The 20,299-nt window shown below is 48.4% G+C and carries 9 protein-coding genes, 7 tRNA genes and 3 rRNA genes; 13 read left to right on the top strand and 6 right to left on the bottom strand.

The features are described 5' to 3' along the window. Positions 1-172 precede the first annotated feature (172 nt). The 5 genes from EWA64_RS08415 to EWA64_RS08395 all read left to right on the top strand — a co-directional run bounded on the left by EWA64_RS08415 (position 173) and on the right by EWA64_RS08395 (position 5,451). Positions 173-1,715 (top strand): 16S ribosomal RNA (locus EWA64_RS08415). 67 nt (positions 1,716-1,782) lie between these two features. Continuing rightward, positions 1,783-1,858: transfer RNA gene (locus EWA64_RS08410), tRNA-Glu, on the top strand. 318 nt (positions 1,859-2,176) lie between these two features. Continuing rightward, positions 2,177-5,063 (top strand): 23S ribosomal RNA (locus EWA64_RS08405). A 111-nt stretch (positions 5,064-5,174) separates the two neighbouring features. After that, positions 5,175-5,290: ribosomal RNA gene (gene rrf, locus EWA64_RS08400) — 5S ribosomal RNA — on the top strand. The 16S, 23S and 5S rRNA genes sit together here with 2 tRNA genes alongside, the layout of an rRNA operon. Positions 5,291-5,360: 70 nt before the next feature. After that, positions 5,361-5,451: transfer RNA gene (locus EWA64_RS08395), tRNA-Ser, on the top strand. Between the two features lie 335 nt (positions 5,452-5,786). Here EWA64_RS08395 and ilvY read toward each other — a convergent pair. Beyond that, positions 5,787-6,680, bottom strand: coding sequence for an HTH-type transcriptional activator IlvY (ilvY, locus tag EWA64_RS08390; RefSeq protein WP_061893706.1), 894 nt, complete (start codon positions 6,678-6,680; stop codon positions 5,787-5,789). Positions 6,681-6,816: 136 nt separating this feature from the next. On the opposite strand from ilvY, the gene ilvC reads away from it, so the two are divergent. Continuing rightward, positions 6,817-8,301 (top strand): ketol-acid reductoisomerase, encoded by a 1,485-nt coding sequence (ilvC, locus tag EWA64_RS08385; protein WP_061893707.1) that lies wholly within the window; start codon positions 6,817-6,819, stop codon positions 8,299-8,301. Between the two features lie 179 nt (positions 8,302-8,480). Here ilvC and ubiK read toward each other — a convergent pair whose 3' ends face one another. From ubiK to EWA64_RS08365, 4 genes are all read right to left on the bottom strand, one after another. Beyond that, positions 8,481-8,732, bottom strand: coding sequence for a ubiquinone biosynthesis accessory factor UbiK (ubiK, locus tag EWA64_RS08380; RefSeq protein WP_039438071.1), 252 nt, complete (start codon positions 8,730-8,732; stop codon positions 8,481-8,483). Between the two features lie 135 nt (positions 8,733-8,867). Next, entirely contained in the window at positions 8,868-11,990 is a 3,123-nt protein-coding gene (locus tag EWA64_RS08375) for a multidrug efflux RND transporter permease subunit (protein WP_061893708.1), read from the bottom strand. 11 nt (positions 11,991-12,001) lie between these two features. Then, positions 12,002-13,108: an efflux RND transporter periplasmic adaptor subunit gene (locus tag EWA64_RS08370; RefSeq protein ID WP_061893709.1), complete on the bottom strand. Its 1,107-nt coding sequence runs from the start codon at positions 13,106-13,108 to the stop codon at positions 12,002-12,004. A 17-nt stretch (positions 13,109-13,125) separates the two neighbouring features. Further along, positions 13,126-13,707, bottom strand: coding sequence for a TetR/AcrR family transcriptional regulator (locus tag EWA64_RS08365; RefSeq protein ID WP_061893710.1), 582 nt, complete (start codon positions 13,705-13,707; stop codon positions 13,126-13,128). A 186-nt stretch (positions 13,708-13,893) separates the two neighbouring features. Here EWA64_RS08365 and rep point away from each other — a divergent pair, with 186 nt between their 5' ends. Further along, positions 13,894-15,912, top strand: coding sequence for a DNA helicase Rep (gene rep / locus EWA64_RS08360; protein WP_061893711.1), 2,019 nt, complete (start codon positions 13,894-13,896; stop codon positions 15,910-15,912). A 48-nt stretch (positions 15,913-15,960) separates the two neighbouring features. Here rep and EWA64_RS08355 read toward each other — a convergent pair whose 3' ends face one another. Next, positions 15,961-16,374 carry a c-type cytochrome gene (locus tag EWA64_RS08355; RefSeq protein ID WP_061893712.1) on the bottom strand — a complete coding sequence of 138 codons (414 nt, stop codon included), beginning with the start codon at positions 16,372-16,374 and terminating at the stop codon, positions 15,961-15,963. Positions 16,375-16,674: 300 nt separating this feature from the next. On the opposite strand from EWA64_RS08355, the gene EWA64_RS08350 reads away from it, so the two are divergent. The 6 genes from EWA64_RS08350 (at position 16,675) to EWA64_RS08325 (ending at position 20,299) form a co-directional block, all read left to right on the top strand. Continuing rightward, positions 16,675-16,751, top strand: a tRNA-Arg gene (locus EWA64_RS08350). 34 nt (positions 16,752-16,785) lie between these two features. Further along, positions 16,786-16,861: transfer RNA gene (locus EWA64_RS08345), tRNA-His, on the top strand. 5 nt (positions 16,862-16,866) lie between these two features. Then, positions 16,867-16,943 (top strand) — tRNA-Pro (locus tag EWA64_RS08340). Between the two features lie 65 nt (positions 16,944-17,008). Then, positions 17,009-17,084 (top strand) — tRNA-His (locus EWA64_RS08335). A gap of 5 nt (positions 17,085-17,089) precedes the next feature. After that, positions 17,090-17,166: transfer RNA gene (locus EWA64_RS08330), tRNA-Pro, on the top strand. Positions 17,167-18,583: 1,417 nt separating this feature from the next. Next, positions 18,584-20,299, top strand: coding sequence for an ABC transporter ATP-binding protein (locus EWA64_RS08325; protein ID WP_061893713.1), 1,716 nt, complete (start codon positions 18,584-18,586; stop codon positions 20,297-20,299).

Raw genomic sequence — 20,299 nt, 5'->3', positions numbered from 1 at the left:
TGGGCACTCGTTGATGGTAATCGCAAAAGATTTATCAATGAACTGAGTGACCAAATCAAGTTGGTAACAGCCTTGAGCTGTTTTGTTTCACTTTTTTAAAAGTGAAAACCAATAAGAGCACAGTCAATTTATTCAGTATTCATTGAGCCGAAGCGTAAGCTTCAAAAACTTTTAATTGAAGAGTTTGATCATGGCTCAGATTGAACGCTGGCGGCAGGCCTAACACATGCAAGTCGAGCGGCAGCACAGAGAAACTTGTTTCTCGGGTGGCGAGCGGCGGACGGGTGAGTAATGCCTGGGAAATTGCCCTGATGTGGGGGATAACCATTGGAAACGATGGCTAATACCGCATGATGCCTACGGGCCAAAGAGGGGGACCTTCGGGCCTCTCGCGTCAGGATATGCCCAGGTGGGATTAGCTAGTTGGTGAGGTAAGGGCTCACCAAGGCGACGATCCCTAGCTGGTCTGAGAGGATGATCAGCCACACTGGAACTGAGACACGGTCCAGACTCCTACGGGAGGCAGCAGTGGGGAATATTGCACAATGGGCGCAAGCCTGATGCAGCCATGCCGCGTGTGTGAAGAAGGCCTTCGGGTTGTAAAGCACTTTCAGTAGGGAGGAAGGTGGTAGTGTTAATAGCGCTATCATTTGACGTTACCTACAGAAGAAGCACCGGCTAACTCCGTGCCAGCAGCCGCGGTAATACGGAGGGTGCGAGCGTTAATCGGAATTACTGGGCGTAAAGCGCATGCAGGTGGTTTGTTAAGTCAGATGTGAAAGCCCCGGGCTCAACCTGGGAATTGCATTTGAAACTGGCAAACTAGAGTACTGTAGAGGGGGGTAGAATTTCAGGTGTAGCGGTGAAATGCGTAGAGATCTGAAGGAATACCGGTGGCGAAGGCGGCCCCCTGGACAGATACTGACACTCAGATGCGAAAGCGTGGGGAGCAAACAGGATTAGATACCCTGGTAGTCCACGCCGTAAACGATGTCTACTTGGAGGTTGTGGCCTTGAGCCGTGGCTTTCGGAGCTAACGCGTTAAGTAGACCGCCTGGGGAGTACGGTCGCAAGATTAAAACTCAAATGAATTGACGGGGGCCCGCACAAGCGGTGGAGCATGTGGTTTAATTCGATGCAACGCGAAGAACCTTACCTACTCTTGACATCCAGAGAATCTAGCGGAGACGCTGGAGTGCCTTCGGGAGCTCTGAGACAGGTGCTGCATGGCTGTCGTCAGCTCGTGTTGTGAAATGTTGGGTTAAGTCCCGCAACGAGCGCAACCCTTATCCTTGTTTGCCAGCGAGTAATGTCGGGAACTCCAGGGAGACTGCCGGTGATAAACCGGAGGAAGGTGGGGACGACGTCAAGTCATCATGGCCCTTACGAGTAGGGCTACACACGTGCTACAATGGCGCATACAGAGGGCGGCCAACTTGCGAAAGTGAGCGAATCCCAAAAAGTGCGTCGTAGTCCGGATTGGAGTCTGCAACTCGACTCCATGAAGTCGGAATCGCTAGTAATCGTGGATCAGAATGCCACGGTGAATACGTTCCCGGGCCTTGTACACACCGCCCGTCACACCATGGGAGTGGGCTGCAAAAGAAGTGGGTAGTTTAACCTTCGGGAGGACGCTCACCACTTTGTGGTTCATGACTGGGGTGAAGTCGTAACAAGGTAGCGCTAGGGGAACCTGGCGCTGGATCACCTCCTTATACGATGATTATTGCGATGAGTGTTCACACAGATTGATATGGTTTAGAAAGTTTAGAGTATCTTAGTGTCCCGTTCGTCTAGAGGCCTAGGACACCGCCCTTTCACGGCGGTAACAGGGGTTCGACTCCCCTACGGGATACCATCTTTAAACGCATTTTCTTTGAAATAGAAAATCGAGTGCATTTAAAAATGGTTTCTTTCTTTCAATAGAAAGTTAAATCTTGCTCTTTAACAATTTGGAAAGCTGACAAAGTAATTTATCTTTATGGATAGATTGCTTGTAAAGTTCTCAATGTTTGTCTTTAAGACAAGCACCAACAAAACACATTCAAGTGTTCTTGGGAATGTCACTTACAGTGACGATTCAAAATTGAGTCCGGCAAATCAAAGCTATCTCGCTCATTCAAATAATGAGATAGCAACCTTGGTTGTTTAACGTAAAGACCCTTTCGGGTTGTATGGTTAAGTGACTAAGCGTACACGGTGGATGCCTTGGCAGTCAGAGGCGATGAAGGACGTACTAACTTGCGATAAGCGGTGATGAGGCAGTAAGAGCCACTTGAGTCACCGATTTCCGAATGGGGAAACCCACTGGCATAAGCCAGTATCGCTGCATGAATACATAGTGCAGCGAAGCGAACCGGGAGAACTGAAACATCTAAGTACCCCGAGGAAAAGAAATCAACCGAGATTCCGAAAGTAGCGGCGAGCGAAATTGGATTAGCCCTTAAGCTTTACATGCGTTAGACGAATGGTCTGGAAAGGCCAACGATACCGGGTGATAGTCCCGTAGTTATAGGCGCATGTTCAGTGAAATCGAGTAGGGCGGGACACGTGTTATCCTGTCTGAATATGGGGGGACCATCCTCCAAGGCTAAATACTCCTGACTGACCGATAGTGAACCAGTACCGTGAGGGAAAGGCGAAAAGAACCCCTGTGAGGGGAGTGAAATAGAACCTGAAACCGTGTACGTACAAGCAGTAGGAGCACCTTCGTGGTGTGACTGCGTACCTTTTGTATAATGGGTCAGCGACTTAATGTTAGTAGCAAGGTTAACCATCTAGGGGAGCCGTAGGGAAACCGAGTCTTAACTGGGCGTATAGTTGCTAGCATTAGACCCGAAACCGAGTGATCTAGCCATGGGCAGGTTGAAGGTTGAGTAACATCAACTGGAGGACCGAACCGACTAATGTTGAAAAATTAGCGGATGACTTGTGGCTAGGGGTGAAAGGCCAATCAAACTCGGAGATAGCTGGTTCTCCCCGAAAGCTATTTAGGTAGCGCCTCGGACGAATACTACTGGGGGTAGAGCACTGTTAAGGCTAGGGGGTCATCCCGACTTACCAACCCTTTGCAAACTCCGAATACCAGTAAGTACTATCCGGGAGACACACGGCGGGTGCTAACGTCCGTCGTGGAGAGGGAAACAACCCAGACCGCCAGCTAAGGTCCCAAATTACAGCTAAGTGGGAAACGATGTGGGAAGGCTTAGACAGCTAGGATGTTGGCTTAGAAGCAGCCATCATTTAAAGAAAGCGTAATAGCTCACTAGTCGAGTCGGCCTGCGCGGAAGATGTAACGGGGCTAAGTTGTAAACCGAAGCTGCGGCAATGTTCTATGAACATTGGGTAGGGGAGCGTTCTGTAAGCCGTTGAAGGTGTGTTGTAAAGCATGCTGGAGGTATCAGAAGTGCGAATGCTGACATGAGTAACGACAAGGGGGGTGAAAAACCTCCCCGCCGGAAGACCAAGGGTTCCTGTCCAACGTTAATCGGGGCAGGGTGAGTCGACCCCTAAGGCGAGGCCGAAAGGCGTAGTCGATGGGAAACGGGTTAATATTCCCGTACTCGATCAAATTGCGATGGGGGGACGGAGAAGGCTAGGTGGGCCTGGCGACGGTTGTCCAGGTTCAAGTGCGTAGGCTGAGTGTTTAGGTAAATCCGGATACTCTATAGGCTGAGACACGACGTCGAGCTACTACGGTAGTGAAGTCATTGATGCCATGCTTCCAGGAAAAGCCTCTAAGCTTCAGATTTGATGGAATCGTACCCCAAACCGACACAGGTGGTCGGGTAGAGAATACCAAGGCGCTTGAGAGAACTCGGGTGAAGGAACTAGGCAAAATGGTACCGTAACTTCGGGAGAAGGTACGCTCTTGATGGTGAAGTCCCTCGCGGATGGAGCTGACGAGAGTCGCAGATACCAGGTGGCTGCAACTGTTTATTAAAAACACAGCACTGTGCAAAATCGCAAGATGACGTATACGGTGTGACGCCTGCCCGGTGCCGGAAGGTTAATTGATGGGGTTAGCGTAAGCGAAGCTCTTGATCGAAGCCCCGGTAAACGGCGGCCGTAACTATAACGGTCCTAAGGTAGCGAAATTCCTTGTCGGGTAAGTTCCGACCTGCACGAATGGCGTAATGATGGCCACGCTGTCTCCACCCGAGACTCAGTGAAATTGAAATCGCTGTGAAGATGCAGTGTACCCGCGGCTAGACGGAAAGACCCCGTGAACCTTTACTACAGCTTGGCACTGAACATTGAACCTACATGTGTAGGATAGGTGGGAGGCTTTGAAGACGTGACGCCAGTTGCGTTGGAGCCGTCCTTGAAATACCACCCTTGTATGTTTGATGTTCTAACGTTGGCCCCTTATCGGGGTCGCGGACAGTGCCTGGTGGGTAGTTTGACTGGGGCGGTCTCCTCCCAAAGAGTAACGGAGGAGCACGAAGGTGGGCTAATCACGGTTGGACATCGTGAGGTTAGTGCAATGGCATAAGCCCGCTTAACTGCGAGAATGACGGTTCGAGCAGGTGCGAAAGCAGGTCATAGTGATCCGGTGGTTCTGAATGGAAGGGCCATCGCTCAACGGATAAAAGGTACTCCGGGGATAACAGGCTGATACCGCCCAAGAGTTCATATCGACGGCGGTGTTTGGCACCTCGATGTCGGCTCATCACATCCTGGGGCTGAAGTCGGTCCCAAGGGTATGGCTGTTCGCCATTTAAAGTGGTACGCGAGCTGGGTTTAGAACGTCGTGAGACAGTTCGGTCCCTATCTGCCGTGGGCGTTGGAAGATTGAAGGGGGCTGCTCCTAGTACGAGAGGACCGGAGTGGACGAACCTCTGGTGTTCGGGTTGTGTCGCCAGACGCATTGCCCGGTAGCTAAGTTCGGAATCGATAACCGCTGAAAGCATCTAAGCGGGAAGCGAGCCCTGAGATGAGTCTTCCCTGACAGTTTAACTGTCCTAAAGGGTTGTTCGAGACTAGAACGTTGATAGGCAGGGTGTGTAAGCGCTGTGAGGCGTTGAGCTAACCTGTACTAATTGCCCGTGAGGCTTAACCATACAACACCCAAAGGGTTTTGGTGGACTCAAAGCAAGAACAAATTTGAATGTGTTAAAAAGAACTGAAACAGCTTTCCGAATTATTCTCTAGAAATAGAGAGAAAGAATTTGCTTGGCGACCATAGCGTTTTGGACCCACCTGATTCCATCCCGAACTCAGAAGTGAAACGAAACAGCGTCGATGGTAGTGTGGGGCTTCCCCATGTGAGAGTAGAACATCGCCAGGCTTTGAATACGGTTACTCGTATATACGTGTAACAACATTATCAGTGTACCAATCTGACGATGACAATTTGTGGAGAGATGGCTGAGTGGTTGAAAGCACCGGTCTTGAAAACCGGCGTACGTTAATAGCGTACCTAGGGTTCAAATCCCTATCTCTCCGCCACTATAAAGAAAGCCTGCTGAGTAATCAGCAGGCTTTTTTCTGTAGCTAGAATTTCGCTCGTTGAACAACTTCATAAAAGACTCCATGCCTTGCTCACTTTTTATTCCATGCTGTCATCATTATGGATGGGGCGAGTTGGCATATCAATGACAGAGCTAAACCCGATAGAACAAGTGTGGAGGTTGGCTCAGACAGCATTGTCTTTTCAATCAGAGTTTTACCTATTATGACGATGTCGTGGAGAAAGTGTGCAAGAGACTGGATTAATCTGACCAGTTAATTTTACAGATTGGTATAATAGGTTGGTTGAGATCGTGTTTTTATTTAGATTGCTATCAATCGACGATACTGAGTTTGGATGTAACGACACGCCATAAAGCTCGGACCAATGGGTCATCAAGCTGTGAGCGTTTACAGCAAACCCCCAGCTTGAATGGTTTCACTGGAGAAAATGATAAGCGCTGTACTTTTTCTCGTACTGGACTGTTGTTGATCACCACATCTGGCGCAATGCCAACACCACACCCAAGAGCGACCATGCTGACTATCGCTTCGTGTCCTGCAATTTGAGCGTAGATGTTGGGTTTAATTTTCATTCTTTTAAACCAACTGTTCGCTCGGTCTCGTGCGGTTCCTGCTTCAGGGACGATAAAAGGGACTCGGCTCCAGTCTGGTTGTTCTTTCTGTATTTCTTCAACAAAATTGCTTATACCGATGGGGGCAATCACCGATAACGGTATTTCACTGATAGTCGTAAATTCCACTCGTGATGGTAGATGCTCGGGCATGGCAGAAATCGCAATGTCTGCTTCGTCATGTAGAATTTTATCAATCGCTTGAGCAGGGTCTCCGGTAAGCAGTTTGAATTCAATATAAGGGTGTTTAAGACGGAAGGCATTAAGGAGTTCTGGTAGGTGGCTATAACTCGCTGTCACTGAACAGAACAGGCGAATTTCGCCTTTCAGTTCACTTTCCTGATCGCCGAGTTGGGCTTGAAATTGACGCCAATCGTTGAGCATGCGCATAGCGACAGGCAGTAATTTGCTGCCAACAGGGGTAAGTTCCACACTGCGGTTGTCGCGTACAAATAGGGAATGCCCAATCTCTTCTTCTAATTTTTGAATTTGGCGACTTAAAGCTGATGGGCTAACGTGCATAGATGCGGCGGTTTTACTGAAGCTCATGCTGTCGCAAAGATGGAGAAATAGTTGTAATGTCTTTATGTTCATGTGAACTCTTATGTTGCATTAATCGCAAGAACTGGTTGTGAATATATCACTTTCAGCAATCCTCTGCCTGTTTTAGTATGAACTTATTCGGTAGGTGCCCTACCGACCAGTATGGATGATTTTTAAGGAGAGCCCGATGGCTAACTATTTCAATACTCTGAACCTTCGTGAGCAGTTGGACCAATTAGGTCGTTGCCGTTTTATGGATCGCAGCGAATTTGCTACAGAAGCTGATTATCTGAAAGGGAGAAAAGTGGTCATTGTGGGTTGTGGTGCGCAAGGTTTAAACCAAGGTTTGAACATGCGTGACTCCGGTCTCGATGTTGCCTATGCATTACGTCAAGCAGCGATTGACGAGCAACGTCAATCTTACAAAAATGCGCAAGAGAACGGTTTTGAAGTGGGTAGCTATGAAGCATTGATCCCGCAAGCTGATTTAGTGGTAAACCTGACTCCAGACAAACAGCACTCAAACGTTGTTGAAACAGTTATGCCTCTGATGAAAGAAGGGGCAGCGCTGGGTTATTCACACGGTTTCAACGTGGTTGAAGAAGGGATGCAAATTCGTAAAGACCTGACGGTTGTGATGGTTGCGCCTAAGTGTCCTGGTACAGAGGTTCGCGAAGAATACAAACGCGGCTTTGGTGTACCAACATTGATTGCTGTTCACCCAGAGAATGATCCAAAAGGGGAAGGCTGGGATATCGCCAAAGCTTGGGCGGCGGCGACGGGTGGTCACCGTGCTGGTTGTCTAGAGTCTTCTTTCGTTGCTGAAGTGAAATCTGACCTTATGGGTGAACAGACGATTCTGTGTGGCATGCTGCAAGCGGGCTCTATCGTATGTTACGAGAAGATGGTTGCTGAAGGCATCGACCCAGGCTACGCCGGTAAGCTTTTGCAGTACGGTTGGGAAACGGTGACTGAAGCGCTTAAGTTTGGCGGCATCACCCATATGATGGATCGCCTGTCGAATCCGGCAAAAATCAAAGCGTTTGAGCTGTCGGAAGAGCTGAAGGATCTACTGCGTCCACTGTACAACAAACACATGGATGACATTATTTCTGGTCATTTTTCTAGCACCATGATGGCGGATTGGGCGAATGACGATGCGAACCTTCTGGGCTGGCGTGCAGAAACAGGTGAGACGGCGTTTGAAAACTACCCGGCAACGGATGTGGAAATTTCTGAGCAAGAATATTTTGACAACGGTATCCTGATGATTGCGATGGTGCGCGCTGGGGTTGAGTTGGCGTTTGAAGCGATGACGGCTTCTGGCATCATCGATGAGTCTGCGTACTATGAATCGCTACACGAGTTGCCACTGATTGCGAACACCATCGCTCGTAAGCGTCTGTACGAAATGAACGTGGTTATTTCTGACACGGCGGAATACGGCAACTACCTGTTTGCTAATGTCGCTACACCGCTGCTGCGTGAGAAGTTTATGCCAAAAGTGGGCACTGACGTGATCGGCAAAGGGTTGGGTGAAACCTCCAATCAGGTTGATAATGCGACGCTTATCAAGGTCAACGAAGTCATCCGCAACCATCCAGTTGAGTACATCGGTGAGGAACTGCGTGGTTACATGACGGACATGAAACGTATCGCAGTTGGCGGTTAATTGAGAAAAATTTAGGAGGGGATGAAGGTGAACTCAACGCAGATTCATCTTCATTCTCTACCACAGAACTCCAGACAGACTGGGGTCAATAAATACAAAATCAAACACAACATCAAAATAAAAGGCTTGCTCATTTTATGAGCAAGCCTTTTCATTTAGTGTCAGGATGAACTGGGTGGTTATTTATCCGCTAGCTTTGCTTCTAACTCGGCCAGTTTCTTTTCCATTTCACTGAGTTTTTGTCGTGTACGCAGCAGAACTTGCGTTTGCACATCGAACTCTTCTCGGCTAACAACATCGAGCTTGTTCAGTTGTCCTTGGATGACTTGACGAACTTTTTGCTCAACATCAGAACCCAGATCTTTCACGGGTTGTGGCATAGAATCATGGATTTGCTTGGCGATCTGCTCTAGCTTTTTGGCATCAAACATGTGGGGTTAACTCCTGTATCTTTGAGCTCATTCTAAGGAATTGGATGACAAAAGTCGCTAGTGAGAGGGTAAAAATGCGCAACAAGCAAAATAAAAAAGGTCACCGAAGTGACCTTTTGTTAAGCCTTTGAAAGGTTACTGCTGCTCTGCAATTTGGCGTTGTGCCGCTTTGGCTTCGTCAACTCGCGCGAGTTTCTCTAGATCTTTATCTTCGACAAAGATAGGCAGTGGCTTATGTTTTTCTGCTAAGTAGCTGTAGATAACTGGCAGTACGAACAGTGTAAACAGAGTACCAATCGCGAGGCCTGCAACGATAACAATACCGATACTGAAGCGTTGGGCTGCGCCTGCGCCTGTGGCGTACATCAGTGGGATCAAGCCCGCGATCATCGCAGCTGTGGTCATCAGAATTGGACGAAGACGCACTTTCGCCGCTTCCATCACTGCTTCGATACGCGAGCGTTTATTGTGTAACTGCTCTTCCTTCGCTACTTCACAAATCAAGATACCGTGTTTAGTGATTAGGCCCACCAAGGTGATCAACCCAACTTGTGAGTAGATGTTCATGGTCGCAGCACCCCAAGCTAATGCGATGAGTGCTCCACATACAGCGAGTGGCACCGAGACCATGATAACGATGGGATCTCTTAGTGATTCGAACTGTATTGCCAAAACCAAGAAGATGATGGCCAACGCTAACCCAAACGTTGCGTACAACGCACTGCCTTCGGTTACGTACTGGCGAGCTTCACCCATGTAGTCATGACTATAGCCTTTCGGTAACTTGGTATCGGCGATGTTCTCAAACCAGGTAATCGCATCACCCATTGCCGTGCCCGGAGACGGTACTGCTCCGACAGTGGCTGAGTTCAACTGGTTGAAGTGAGGAAGTGCGCGTGGCTCTGCCACCACATCAATGGTAATCAAACTACTCAGTGGTACTGCTTTTCCATCCGCCGCACGAACATAGTAGTTTTTCATTGATTCTGGATTAAGACGCCATTTACGCTCAACTTGTGGGATCACTTCATACGAACGGCCATTGAGGTCGATGCGGTTGACGTAACCATCCGCCATCATTGTGCCCAATGTGATCCCAATGTTTTGCATGGTGACGCCATAGGCACCAGCCTTGTCCTTGTCGATGTTGATTTTCATCGTCGCCGAATCGTAGTTCAAATCGAGATTTGAGTAGACGAACAGTGGGCTAGATTGCACTTCACCAAGGACATCGGTTGCAATGGTGAACAGGCTTTCAAACGCATTCGGTGTGGTGATGACAAACTGAATTGGCAAACCAGAACCTGCACCGGGTAGTTCAGGCATCTGGAAAGCGGTTACCGCCATGCCTGGAATATCCTGTACCAATCGGCCGACTCGGTTGGTCACTTCCGCTTGGCTGGCTTCGCGTTGGCTCCAAGGTACCATTGACGCAATACCAAATGCTTGGTTGGTATTTGGAATGCCAGTGAACACCTGTGCAAATTGAACTTCTGGTTGATCAGAGAGAATTTTGTTCACGTCTGCCATGGTGTTTGAGAGGTAGTCTAGGTTGGCATTGGAAGGTCCTGTTCCCAGCAACATTACCACGCCTTTATCTTCTGACGGAGCAAGTTCGCTCGGAATAAACTTAAACAGTATGGGCAAACTAGCGAAAACGATCACTGAAAACGCCAACACCACAGGGCGATGTGCCATCACCGCTTGCAACATACGGCCATAGCGGTTAGTCATGCGATCAAGGAAGTGATGCACTGTCTGCTCAAAGCGGTTGGGTGTCTCATTGGCCTTGAGCATCTTCGAACACATCATTGGTGAGAGCGTCAGTGCGACGATACCGGAAACGAATACTGAACCTGCCAATGTTAAAGCAAACTCTTTAAACAGAGCACCTGTGATGCCGCCCATCAGCGCGATTGGCGCGTATACTGCCCCTAATGTCAGGGTCATCGCAATGACTGGAATCGCGATTTCACGCGTACCGATAATCGCTGCACGGAACGGAGACTCGCCCTCTTTAATATGACGGTCAACGTTCTCGAGTACGACGATCGCATCATCCACCACCAGACCGATCGCCAATACCATTGCTAGAAGTGTCATCAAGTTCCAAGAGAACCCCATCGCTTGCATCACCATTGCCACACCAATCAGTGACAGAGGAATGGTAACAATTGGAATAAGAACTGCGCGGAATGAACCAAGGAATAAGGTGATCACCACCAGTACGATTAACGCTGCTTCAACGATGGTTTTGATAACTTCATGAATCGATTCATTGATCGCGACTGTGGAGTCATACAACACGTTCATGGTGATGTTGCTAGGCATGTTCTTTTTCAATTCTGGCAACACGTCTAACACATCTTTGGCAATGTTGATTGGGTTCGCACTTGGCGCTGCGTTAATCGCAGCCACAACGGCTTCTTGACCATTGGCACTGGCACGGTAGGTGTCATGGCTTTTGGCTAAGGTGACTTTGGCAATGTCGCCCAATCGGGTTACGTTGCCGTTTTCGGCTTTCACCACCAAGCGTTTCAGCTCTTCAGCATTCGATACTTGTGTATCGGCACTGCCGTTGTACAGTACGAACTCGCCAATCGCCTGACCTGTCGCCGACTGATAATTGTTGGCGCTCAAGACACTGTTGACGTCGGTAGCCGTCAGGTTTAGTGCAGCCATCTTTGCCGGATCCAGCCAGATACGCAGGGCATATTTCATCCCACCATACAAGTTGATGCTGGAGATACCATTGATGGCATAGAGTTGAGGGTTGATTACACGTTCGAGATAGTCGGTGATTTGACTCGACTCCAGTTCATCACTGGTAAAACCGATATACAGTACCGCTGTTGTCGAACCAGTCGACATTGTCACTGTCGGGTCTTCAGACTCTTTTGGTAACTGTGAGCGAACGGAGTTAGTTTTGGCCAAAATATCCGCTAAAGCCGCATTCGGATCGGTATTGAGCTTCATGTTGACGGTAATGGTCGATTTACCCAGTACCGATTGTGAAGTCATATAGTCGATGTTGTCAGCTTGTGCTACAGCTTGCTCCAAAGGCTGTGTGACGAAGCCTTGGATTAGGTCGGCACTGGCACCATAGTAGCCAGTTGACACAGTGATGACCGTGTTGGTCATTTCAGGGTATTCGCTCACTTGCATTTTAAACACGGCTTGAAAACCAAGCAGTGCAATTAAAAAGCTGATCGATACCGCAAGCACTGGACGTTTAATAAAAACATCAGTAAAGCGCATGATGCCTCCGCTTAAAGCATTGGGGTTTCGGCTGGTGTTGTGGTCGCATCGCTTTCGACGATACGGACTTTCGCACCATTGCTCAGACGAATTTGTCCTGAGGTGACCACGATGTCACCCGGTTTCACGCCTTCCAGAATATGCGCGATGTCATGTGTGCGCTCGCCCACTTTGACCACGTGTTGTTGCACACGCTTAACGCCATCTTGTTCAGTCACAATGTAAACATTGTCACCGTACAAAGTGTACGTGATGGCCGTTTGAGCCAAAGTGACCTGATTTTCTTGTTTCGGTAAGATGATGTTGGCGCGCGCAAACATACCGCTACGTAGTTTGCCATCGTTGTTCGGGATGTCGGCTTGCACTTGGATCAAGCCACTTTGCACACTGACAGCTGGTTCGATGGCTGTAATCGAGCCTTTGAAAGGTGTTTGTGGGTAAGAATCGACAAAAATGTCGACCTCTTGGCCCATAAAAATGCGCGAGATATCAGTTTGTGGCACGGTGAAGCGCAGACGCATCACGCTGGTGTCTTCTAGGCGCACAATGTCAGAGCCTGCTTGGAGGTATTGACCAAGATACACATTACGAATACCGATCACACCGGAGAACGGCGCTTTGACTTCCAAGCGATCAATCGACGCTTTCAGGCTTTCGATATCCGCTTGCAGTGAATAGTAGTTCGCTTCTGCGTCGTCATAGGACTCTTTAGAAATAGAGCCTTTCTCATACAGCCCTTGATAACGTTTGTACTTGGCTTGCGCGGCAGGCAGTTTCGCTTGTGCACTCTTCAGGTTGGCTTTCTCGACATCAGAATCGAGCAAAATCAAAGGTTGCCCTTCTTTTACCTGAGTGCCGGATTCAAACGTGATCTGCTTGATGACACCGCTGGTTTCATTCGCAACCGTCACCCCTTGGTTTGGTTCGATAAAGCCAATCGCTTCGATCACTGGCACCCAGTCGACGGCTTTCACCTCGGCCACGGTCACCGGAAACTCTGGTTCAGGACGGTTTGCCATGTATTCGGCGATTTTCTGCTGTTTGAAGAGATTGAAACCTATCACGCTGCCAAACAGCAGAATGGCGATAAGTAACATAAAGAAGGTCCACTTTTTCATTCTTTTAAGAACTCCAATTAGTGATTGATAATGGCATCCCAACTTGCTTCAACAGCCGATTCCTGTGCGGATTCATCAAGCTGATAGAGGCCGAATGCGTGTTTTCTAGACAACTGAATACTGGTTTCTAGGCTCAGAGCAAACAGGATTTCATTATCCAAAGGTTTGAATAATCCTTGCTCTTTGCCCTGATTAAACAATCGAGACACTTGGTGAAACATCTGCTTTTCTTGTTCTCGAGTCGCAGGACTACTTGAGCAGGGCAGTGAATCATATTGAGCTCGGTTGCTGATTGTAGACAGATTGGATGCCGCTAAATTCCAAGTGTTAAACCACATTGTGCGATAACGTTGTTTCAGTGGCATGTCGTCACTCACATTGGCTTGTACCGCTGTGGCGACGCGACGGGTAATGCGCAGTCGCAACTCATCCAGCAGGTGTTCTTTATCGGTAAAATACCGATAGATAGTCCCTGCTGCGACTCCCGCCTCTTTGGCTAACTTGCTCATCGATAAACCTTGAAAACCAAATTCTGCGACAAGCTTTTCGGCAGCACGCAAAATTTGCTGTCGTTTATCGAAATGTTCATCTGGAGACATAATTCACCATGAAAGAATTAACCTTATCAATGAATGAACGTTCATTCATTATAGCGTAAACAATCAGCATTCTGGCAAGAAAATATCTCATTTAATGAGTAACAATCTAATTCGGGGTGGTCATGGCAATCTGTACAGGGTCGCATTATCATAAGCGCCATCTTTATATTGAACGTAGATAGCGCAATGAAACTGAACCCAAGACAAGACGAAGCCGTTAAATATGTATCAGGGCCCTGCTTAGTCCTTGCTGGTGCTGGTTCAGGTAAAACCCGAGTGATCACCAACAAAATCGCCTATTTGGTGCAGCAGTGTGGTTATAAGGCGCGCAATATTGCCGCGGTCACCTTTACCAATAAAGCCGCAAGGGAAATGAAAGAGCGCGTCGGCCAAACCTTGGGAAAAGCGGAAGCGAAAGGGTTGATGGTCTCGACATTTCATACTTTGGGGCTAAACATTATTAAACGTGAATATCGACATTTGGGGCTCAAATCCGGTTTCTCTCTGTTTGATGACCAGGATCAGTTAGCACTGCTCAAAGAGCTGACGGAAAAGCAGCTTGATGGTGACAAAGATCTCTTACGCCAGTTAATGAGTGCTATCTCAAACTGGAAAAACGACATGTTGAGCCCTGAGCAAGCGAAAGCGTATGCGCAAGGTGAGCAGCAGCAACTTTTTGCTTTTTGTTTTGAAATGTACCAGAAACAGATGCGCGCTTATAACGCATTGGATTTTGACGATTTAATTTTACTTCCGGTACTTTTACTGCGTAACAACGAAGAAGTGCGCCACTACTGGCAGAATCGGATTCGTTATTTGTTGGTTGATGAGTATCAAGATACCAACACCAGCCAATACGAACTGGTGAAACTGCTGGTGGGCGAAAGGGGCCGCTTAACCGTCGTGGGTGATGATGACCAATCCATCTACTCTTGGCGCGGCGCTAAACCACAGAACTTGGTTCTACTTGGCCAAGATTACCCCAATTTACGCCTCATTAAACTGGAGCAAAACTATCGCTCGACCAGCCGGATTTTGCGCGCTGCCAATATATTGATTGCGAATAACCCCCACGTTTACGAAAAGTCATTATTTTCGGAAATCCCCGATGGAGAGAAACTTAAAGTCCTGCTGGCAAACAATGACGAGCACGAAGCGGAGCGCGTGACTGGCGAAATCATTGCGCATAAATTTCTCAATCGTACCGACTATGGCGACTACGCCATTTTGTACCGGGGTAACCATCAGTCACGCTTGATTGAAAAATCGCTGATGCAAAACCGAGTACCGTACAAGTTATCTGGCGGCACCTCATTTTTTGCTCGGGCTGAAATCAAAGACATCATGGCGTACTTGCGTGTCTTGGTGAATCCAGACGATGACAATGCTTTCTTACGCATCGTCAATACGCCGAAACGTGAGATAGGCCCAGTGACGCTGGAAAAACTCGGTAGCTACGCCAATATGCGCGGGAAAAGCTTGTTTGAAGCGAGCTTTGAACTTGGACTGGAACAGCATTTGACGGGCAGAGGGTTGGAGAACTTACGCCGTTTTACTCAGTGGTTAGTGGCCATCGCCGATCAGGCAGAGCGCGGGGATACCGTTGAAGCGGTTCGCTCCCTAGTGCGAGATATCCACTATGAAGACTGGTTATACGAAACCTCGACCAGCCCTAAAGCGGCGGAAATGCGCATGAAAAACGTCTCCGATCTCTATTCTTGGATTGTATCGGATCTCGAAGGCGACAATTACGACCAAGAAGAGAAAACGTTGAAGGAAGTAGTGCAACGTTTGACACTGCGCGACATGATGGAGCGCGGTGAAGAAAACGATGACAGCGATGCGGTGCAGTTGATGACCTTGCATGCTTCGAAAGGGCTTGAATTCCCTTATGTCTATTTAATTGGTGCCGAAGAGGGAATTTTACCCCATCAAACCAGTATTGATGAAGATAACGTTGAGGAAGAGCGCCGTTTGATGTACGTCGGCATTACCCGAGCGCAACGAGAGTTAACCTTTGTGATGTGTAAAGAGCGCCGCCAATATGGCGAGTTACTCAAACCCACGCAAAGTCGTTTTCTCGATGAGTTGCCTTTTGATGATGTCGAATGGGAGGCCATGAAAAAGCCAGTAACACAAGAAGAGCGTATGGCAAAAGGGCAAGCCCACATTGCGAATCTACGTGCGATGTTCAACAAAAAGTAATAAAAAGGGCCTGGTCTATCGCCAAGCCCTAAATCATGTTGATGGCTCTTATAGGCCAGCGATCATGTGCTCAATTGCGGCAACAATTTCGTCGTCGGAACAATCCATACAAGTACCTTTGGCAGGCATGGCGTTGAAGCCGTTGAGCGCATGGTTTTTCAACACCTCTTTACCTTGAGCAATACGTGGACCCCAGTCCTCTGCATTACCCGTTTTAGGCGCGCCAGTCACCCCAGTGGCGTGACAAGCGATGCAGAAAGTACCGTACACTTTCGCGCCATCGCGAGGGCCGGTTGGTTCTGCTACCACAGGCTCGCTGCCCGCCAGATACACATTACCGACTGGCTTGATGCGCTCTGCGATGGCATCATATTCAGACTGACTTACATTGGAAGCAAAAGCCGCCGTAGAAAAGGTTAAAGCAGCGAACAAAACGCTAATCATTCGTCGAGACATATCCATTAAACTCACTTCACATTCCCAGGGTAAGTGATTAATTTCACCTACATTTATATAGTTAGAGTGCGGTTTTGATCTAACGGCGGTCACGGCTGTTAAATCAATGTAAATATTGGGTGATTATATCCCGATAAGTTGTTGCAATAAACAACAACTTATCAGCTACAAGGGCTAAATCACATCACAAGGGATCGTTTATTCGCAAACAACTGATGAAAAAGAGACCAAACGGAAAAAAAACTAAAAAAAGTACTAGACGATATAGTGTGAACTACGTATTATTCCACTCCGCCGATAGGGCATGCGCCCGTAGCTCAGCTGGATAGAGCGTTGGCCTCCGGAGCCAAAGGTCGAAGGTTCGAATCCTTTCGGGCGCGCCATTTCCGGAAGGTTTTATCGGTAAAAATTTTAGTGGTGGCTATAGCTCAGTTGGTAGAGTCCCGGATTGTGATTCCGGTTGTCGCGGGTTCGAATCCCGTTAGCCACCCCATTCGTCGGTGAATAGCGCAGCTTGGTAGCGCATCTGGTTTGGGACCAGAGGGTCGGGGGTTCGAATCCCTCTTCACCGACCACTATTTAATAGTTAGGCTTTGATAGCGTGACTAGTTCGGCAAACAGCCGGTTACACAAATTGATGGTGGCTATAGCTCAGTTGGTAGAGTCCCGGATTGTGATTCCGGTTGTCGCGGGTTCGAATCCCGTTAGCCACCCCATTCGTCGGTGAATAGCGCAGCTTGGTAGCGCATCTGGTTTGGGACCAGAGGGTCGGGGGTTCGAATCCCTCTTCACCGACCACTATTTAAGGCCTCGTCAGCAATGACGGGGCTTTTTTACATTTGTTTTTTGGAACTAGGCTCCGGCGTGCTCGCACTCGGGTCGGGGTCTGGAAGCCCAGCCGCGTCGAATCCCTCTTCACCGACCACTATTTAAGGCCTCGTCAGTAATGACGGGGCTTTTTACATTTGCTTTTAGAAACTAGGCCGACGTGATCGCACTCGGGTCGGGGTCTGGAAGCCCAGCCGCGTCGAATCCCTCTTCACCGACCACTATTTAAGGCCTCGTCAGCAATGACGGGGCTTTTTTACATTTGTTTTTTGGAACTAGGCTCCGGCGTGCTCACACTCGGGTCGGGGTCTGGAAGCCCAGCCGCGTCGGATCCTTCTTCACCGACCACCATTTAGAGCCTCGTCAGTAATGACGGGGCTTTTTTACATTTGTTTTTTGGAACTAGGCTCCGGCGTGCTCGCACTCGGGTCGGGGTCTGGAAGCCCAGCCGCGTCGAATCCCTCTTCACCGACCACCATTTAGAGCCTCGTCAGTAATGACGGGGCTTTTTACATTTGCTTTTAGAAACTAGGCCGACGTGATCGCGCTCGGGTCGGGGTCTGGAAGCCCAGCTGCGTCGAATCCCTCTTCACCGACCACCATTTAAGGCCTCGTCAGTAATGACGGGGCTTTTTTACATTTGCTTTCTAGAACGAGACTCGACGAGATCGCGTTCAGGTCGGATCGCCGCAGTAATTTTCCCGATTTTTCTCGTTGTCAAACTTTGGTCAACCTCTCAATGTTGATCATTGCTGCGAAATCCATTCGCTGCAGTGCAAGTCCTTGACTATATTTTTTATTTGCCGCGCCAGCTCTTACGCTAACTCAGTGTTTTGCTTAGCAGAACCCTCTGTTTGAGGGGAGAGGCGAAAAGTCGCTTATCGTGTGAGCGGTTTTGGATTTGGTCGATATTCCCATTGGCTAGGATAAAGTCGATTGTATGGCAAACTCTCTTGGTGGATGTGTAGAGTTTTATTCTTAATGACTAGTTACGCATTAAGATTATCCGCTATCGCTAGGCTTATGAGATGGTGTGTTGTTTTGTGTTTGTTAATATTCACTTGCCCTAAATGTCGTTTTTCTCAAGGTTTAGATGTTAATCATGTTTAGAGTATTTTGCTGCAATAAATGCTAAGTAACACACAAAAAATTCCATTTCTTTGCTCAGTTAAATAACTGTTAATGAATACGTATTCGATATATATGCCTAATTAGGGCTTTTATGACGCGCTTTATACTTTAATTGTTGCTTTTTTGTGTGTTTTTTGCCAAATTGTCTCCCGACCTGAATTTCAGAGGATTATGCTGAAATCAGAATGGAATCATTGAAGTGTTGGATAGCTCTATAAGGCTGTTGCAACCACAGACAAGGCAGTAGAGGTCTGAAATGTCACTATTGGAAGTGAAAAATCTTCGTATCGAATATCCATCTCGTCACGGCGTACACGCGGCGGTGAAATCGCTGTCGTTCAATATTGAACGAGGCGAAATCGTCGGTGTTGTGGGCGAATCGGGTGCTGGTAAATCGACCGTGGGTAATGCGGTCATTGATTTGCTCAGTCCTCCGGGCCGTATTGCCAGCGGTGATGTGTTTCTTGATGGTGAAAAAATTTCTGGCCTCTCACCGGAAGCCATGCGCAGTGTACGTGGTTCCAAAATCGGTTTTATCTTCCAAGATCCGATGACTTCTCTCAACCCACTGTTTACCGTTGAGCAGCAGCTGACCGAAACCATTCATGCCAATATGAAGGTGTCTGAAGACGAAGCGTATAAACGTGCACTGTCGCTGATGAAGCAAGTGGGTATTCCGCAGCCGGAAAACCGTCTCAAGCAGTATCCGCATCAATTTTCTGGTGGGATGCGTCAACGTGTGGTGATTGCGATTGCCCTTGCGGGTGAACCCGATCTTATCATTGCGGATGAACCGACCACTGCACTGGACGTTTCCATCCAAGATCAGATTCTCAACCTGATCCGCGATCTCTGCATTCAGCATAATGTCGGCTGTATGTTGGTAACGCACGACATGGGCGTAGTCTCTAACGTTACGGATCGTGTTGCGGTGATGTACCGTGGTGATTTAGTTGAGTTTGGTCCAACCGCCAAAGTACTCGGTAATCCTGATCACCCTTACACGCGCAGTCTGATTTCGGCGGTGCCACGCTCAGACGTGAAGCTCGATCGTTTCCCGTTGGTGAGCTACATCGAGGAAGCCAAAGAGCTCAAGCCACTGGATATCAAAAACCATTGGTTGGGCCAAAGCGAAGACCAGAGAAAATATTCTGGTCCGCTGCTCAATGTGGAAAACGTTAATCTGCGCTTTGTGACTAAAGATTCGCTGTTTGAGAGCCGCCGCGAGTATGTGCAGGCGTCAAACAACGTCAGCTTCCAAGTGCATGAAGGGGAAACCTTCGGCTTGGTGGGTGAGTCTGGCTCAGGTAAATCGACGATTGCGCGTGTGATTGCTGGCTTGTATACGCCAAATTCAGGAAAAGTGTCGTTTGAAGGGATTGACCTGACTGCGCTGAAATCAGAGAAAGCGCGTCGCCCGCTGCGTCGCCAAATGCAGATGGTGTTCCAAAACCCCTACACCTCGATGAACCCGCGCATGAAAATTTTCGACATCATCGCCGAGCCGATCCGTTTCCATAAACTGACCAACAGCGAAGCGGAAACGCGCCAAATCGTCAACGATCTGCTTGAGCACGTCGGCTTAGGCAAAATGGCTGGGGTGAAATATCCACATGAGTTTTCCGGTGGTCAGCGTCAGCGCATTTCGATTGCGCGCGCGTTGGCGACTCGACCTCGTCTTTTGATATGTGATGAACCGACCTCGGCGCTGGATGTGTCGGTACAAGCACAGATCCTCAATTTGCTCAAAGATTTACAAAGCGAACTGAACTTAACCATGTTGTTTATCAGCCACGATCTGCCTGTCATTCGCCAAATGTGTGACCGGGTAGGCGTGATGCAGATGGGAACCTTGCTGGAAGTCGCTCCGACTGAACACCTATTCCGTTCCCCGCAACATGAGTACAGTAAACACCTGATTTCCTTAATGCCAGAGTTCACGGGCTTGAGGGAAGAGGTGAGAACGGCATAA

The organism is Vibrio cidicii, assembly GCF_009665415.1.
GTDB classification, from domain to species: Bacteria; Pseudomonadota; Gammaproteobacteria; order Enterobacterales; family Vibrionaceae; genus Vibrio; species Vibrio cidicii.
This window is presented reverse-complemented; position numbering and strand designations above follow the sequence as displayed.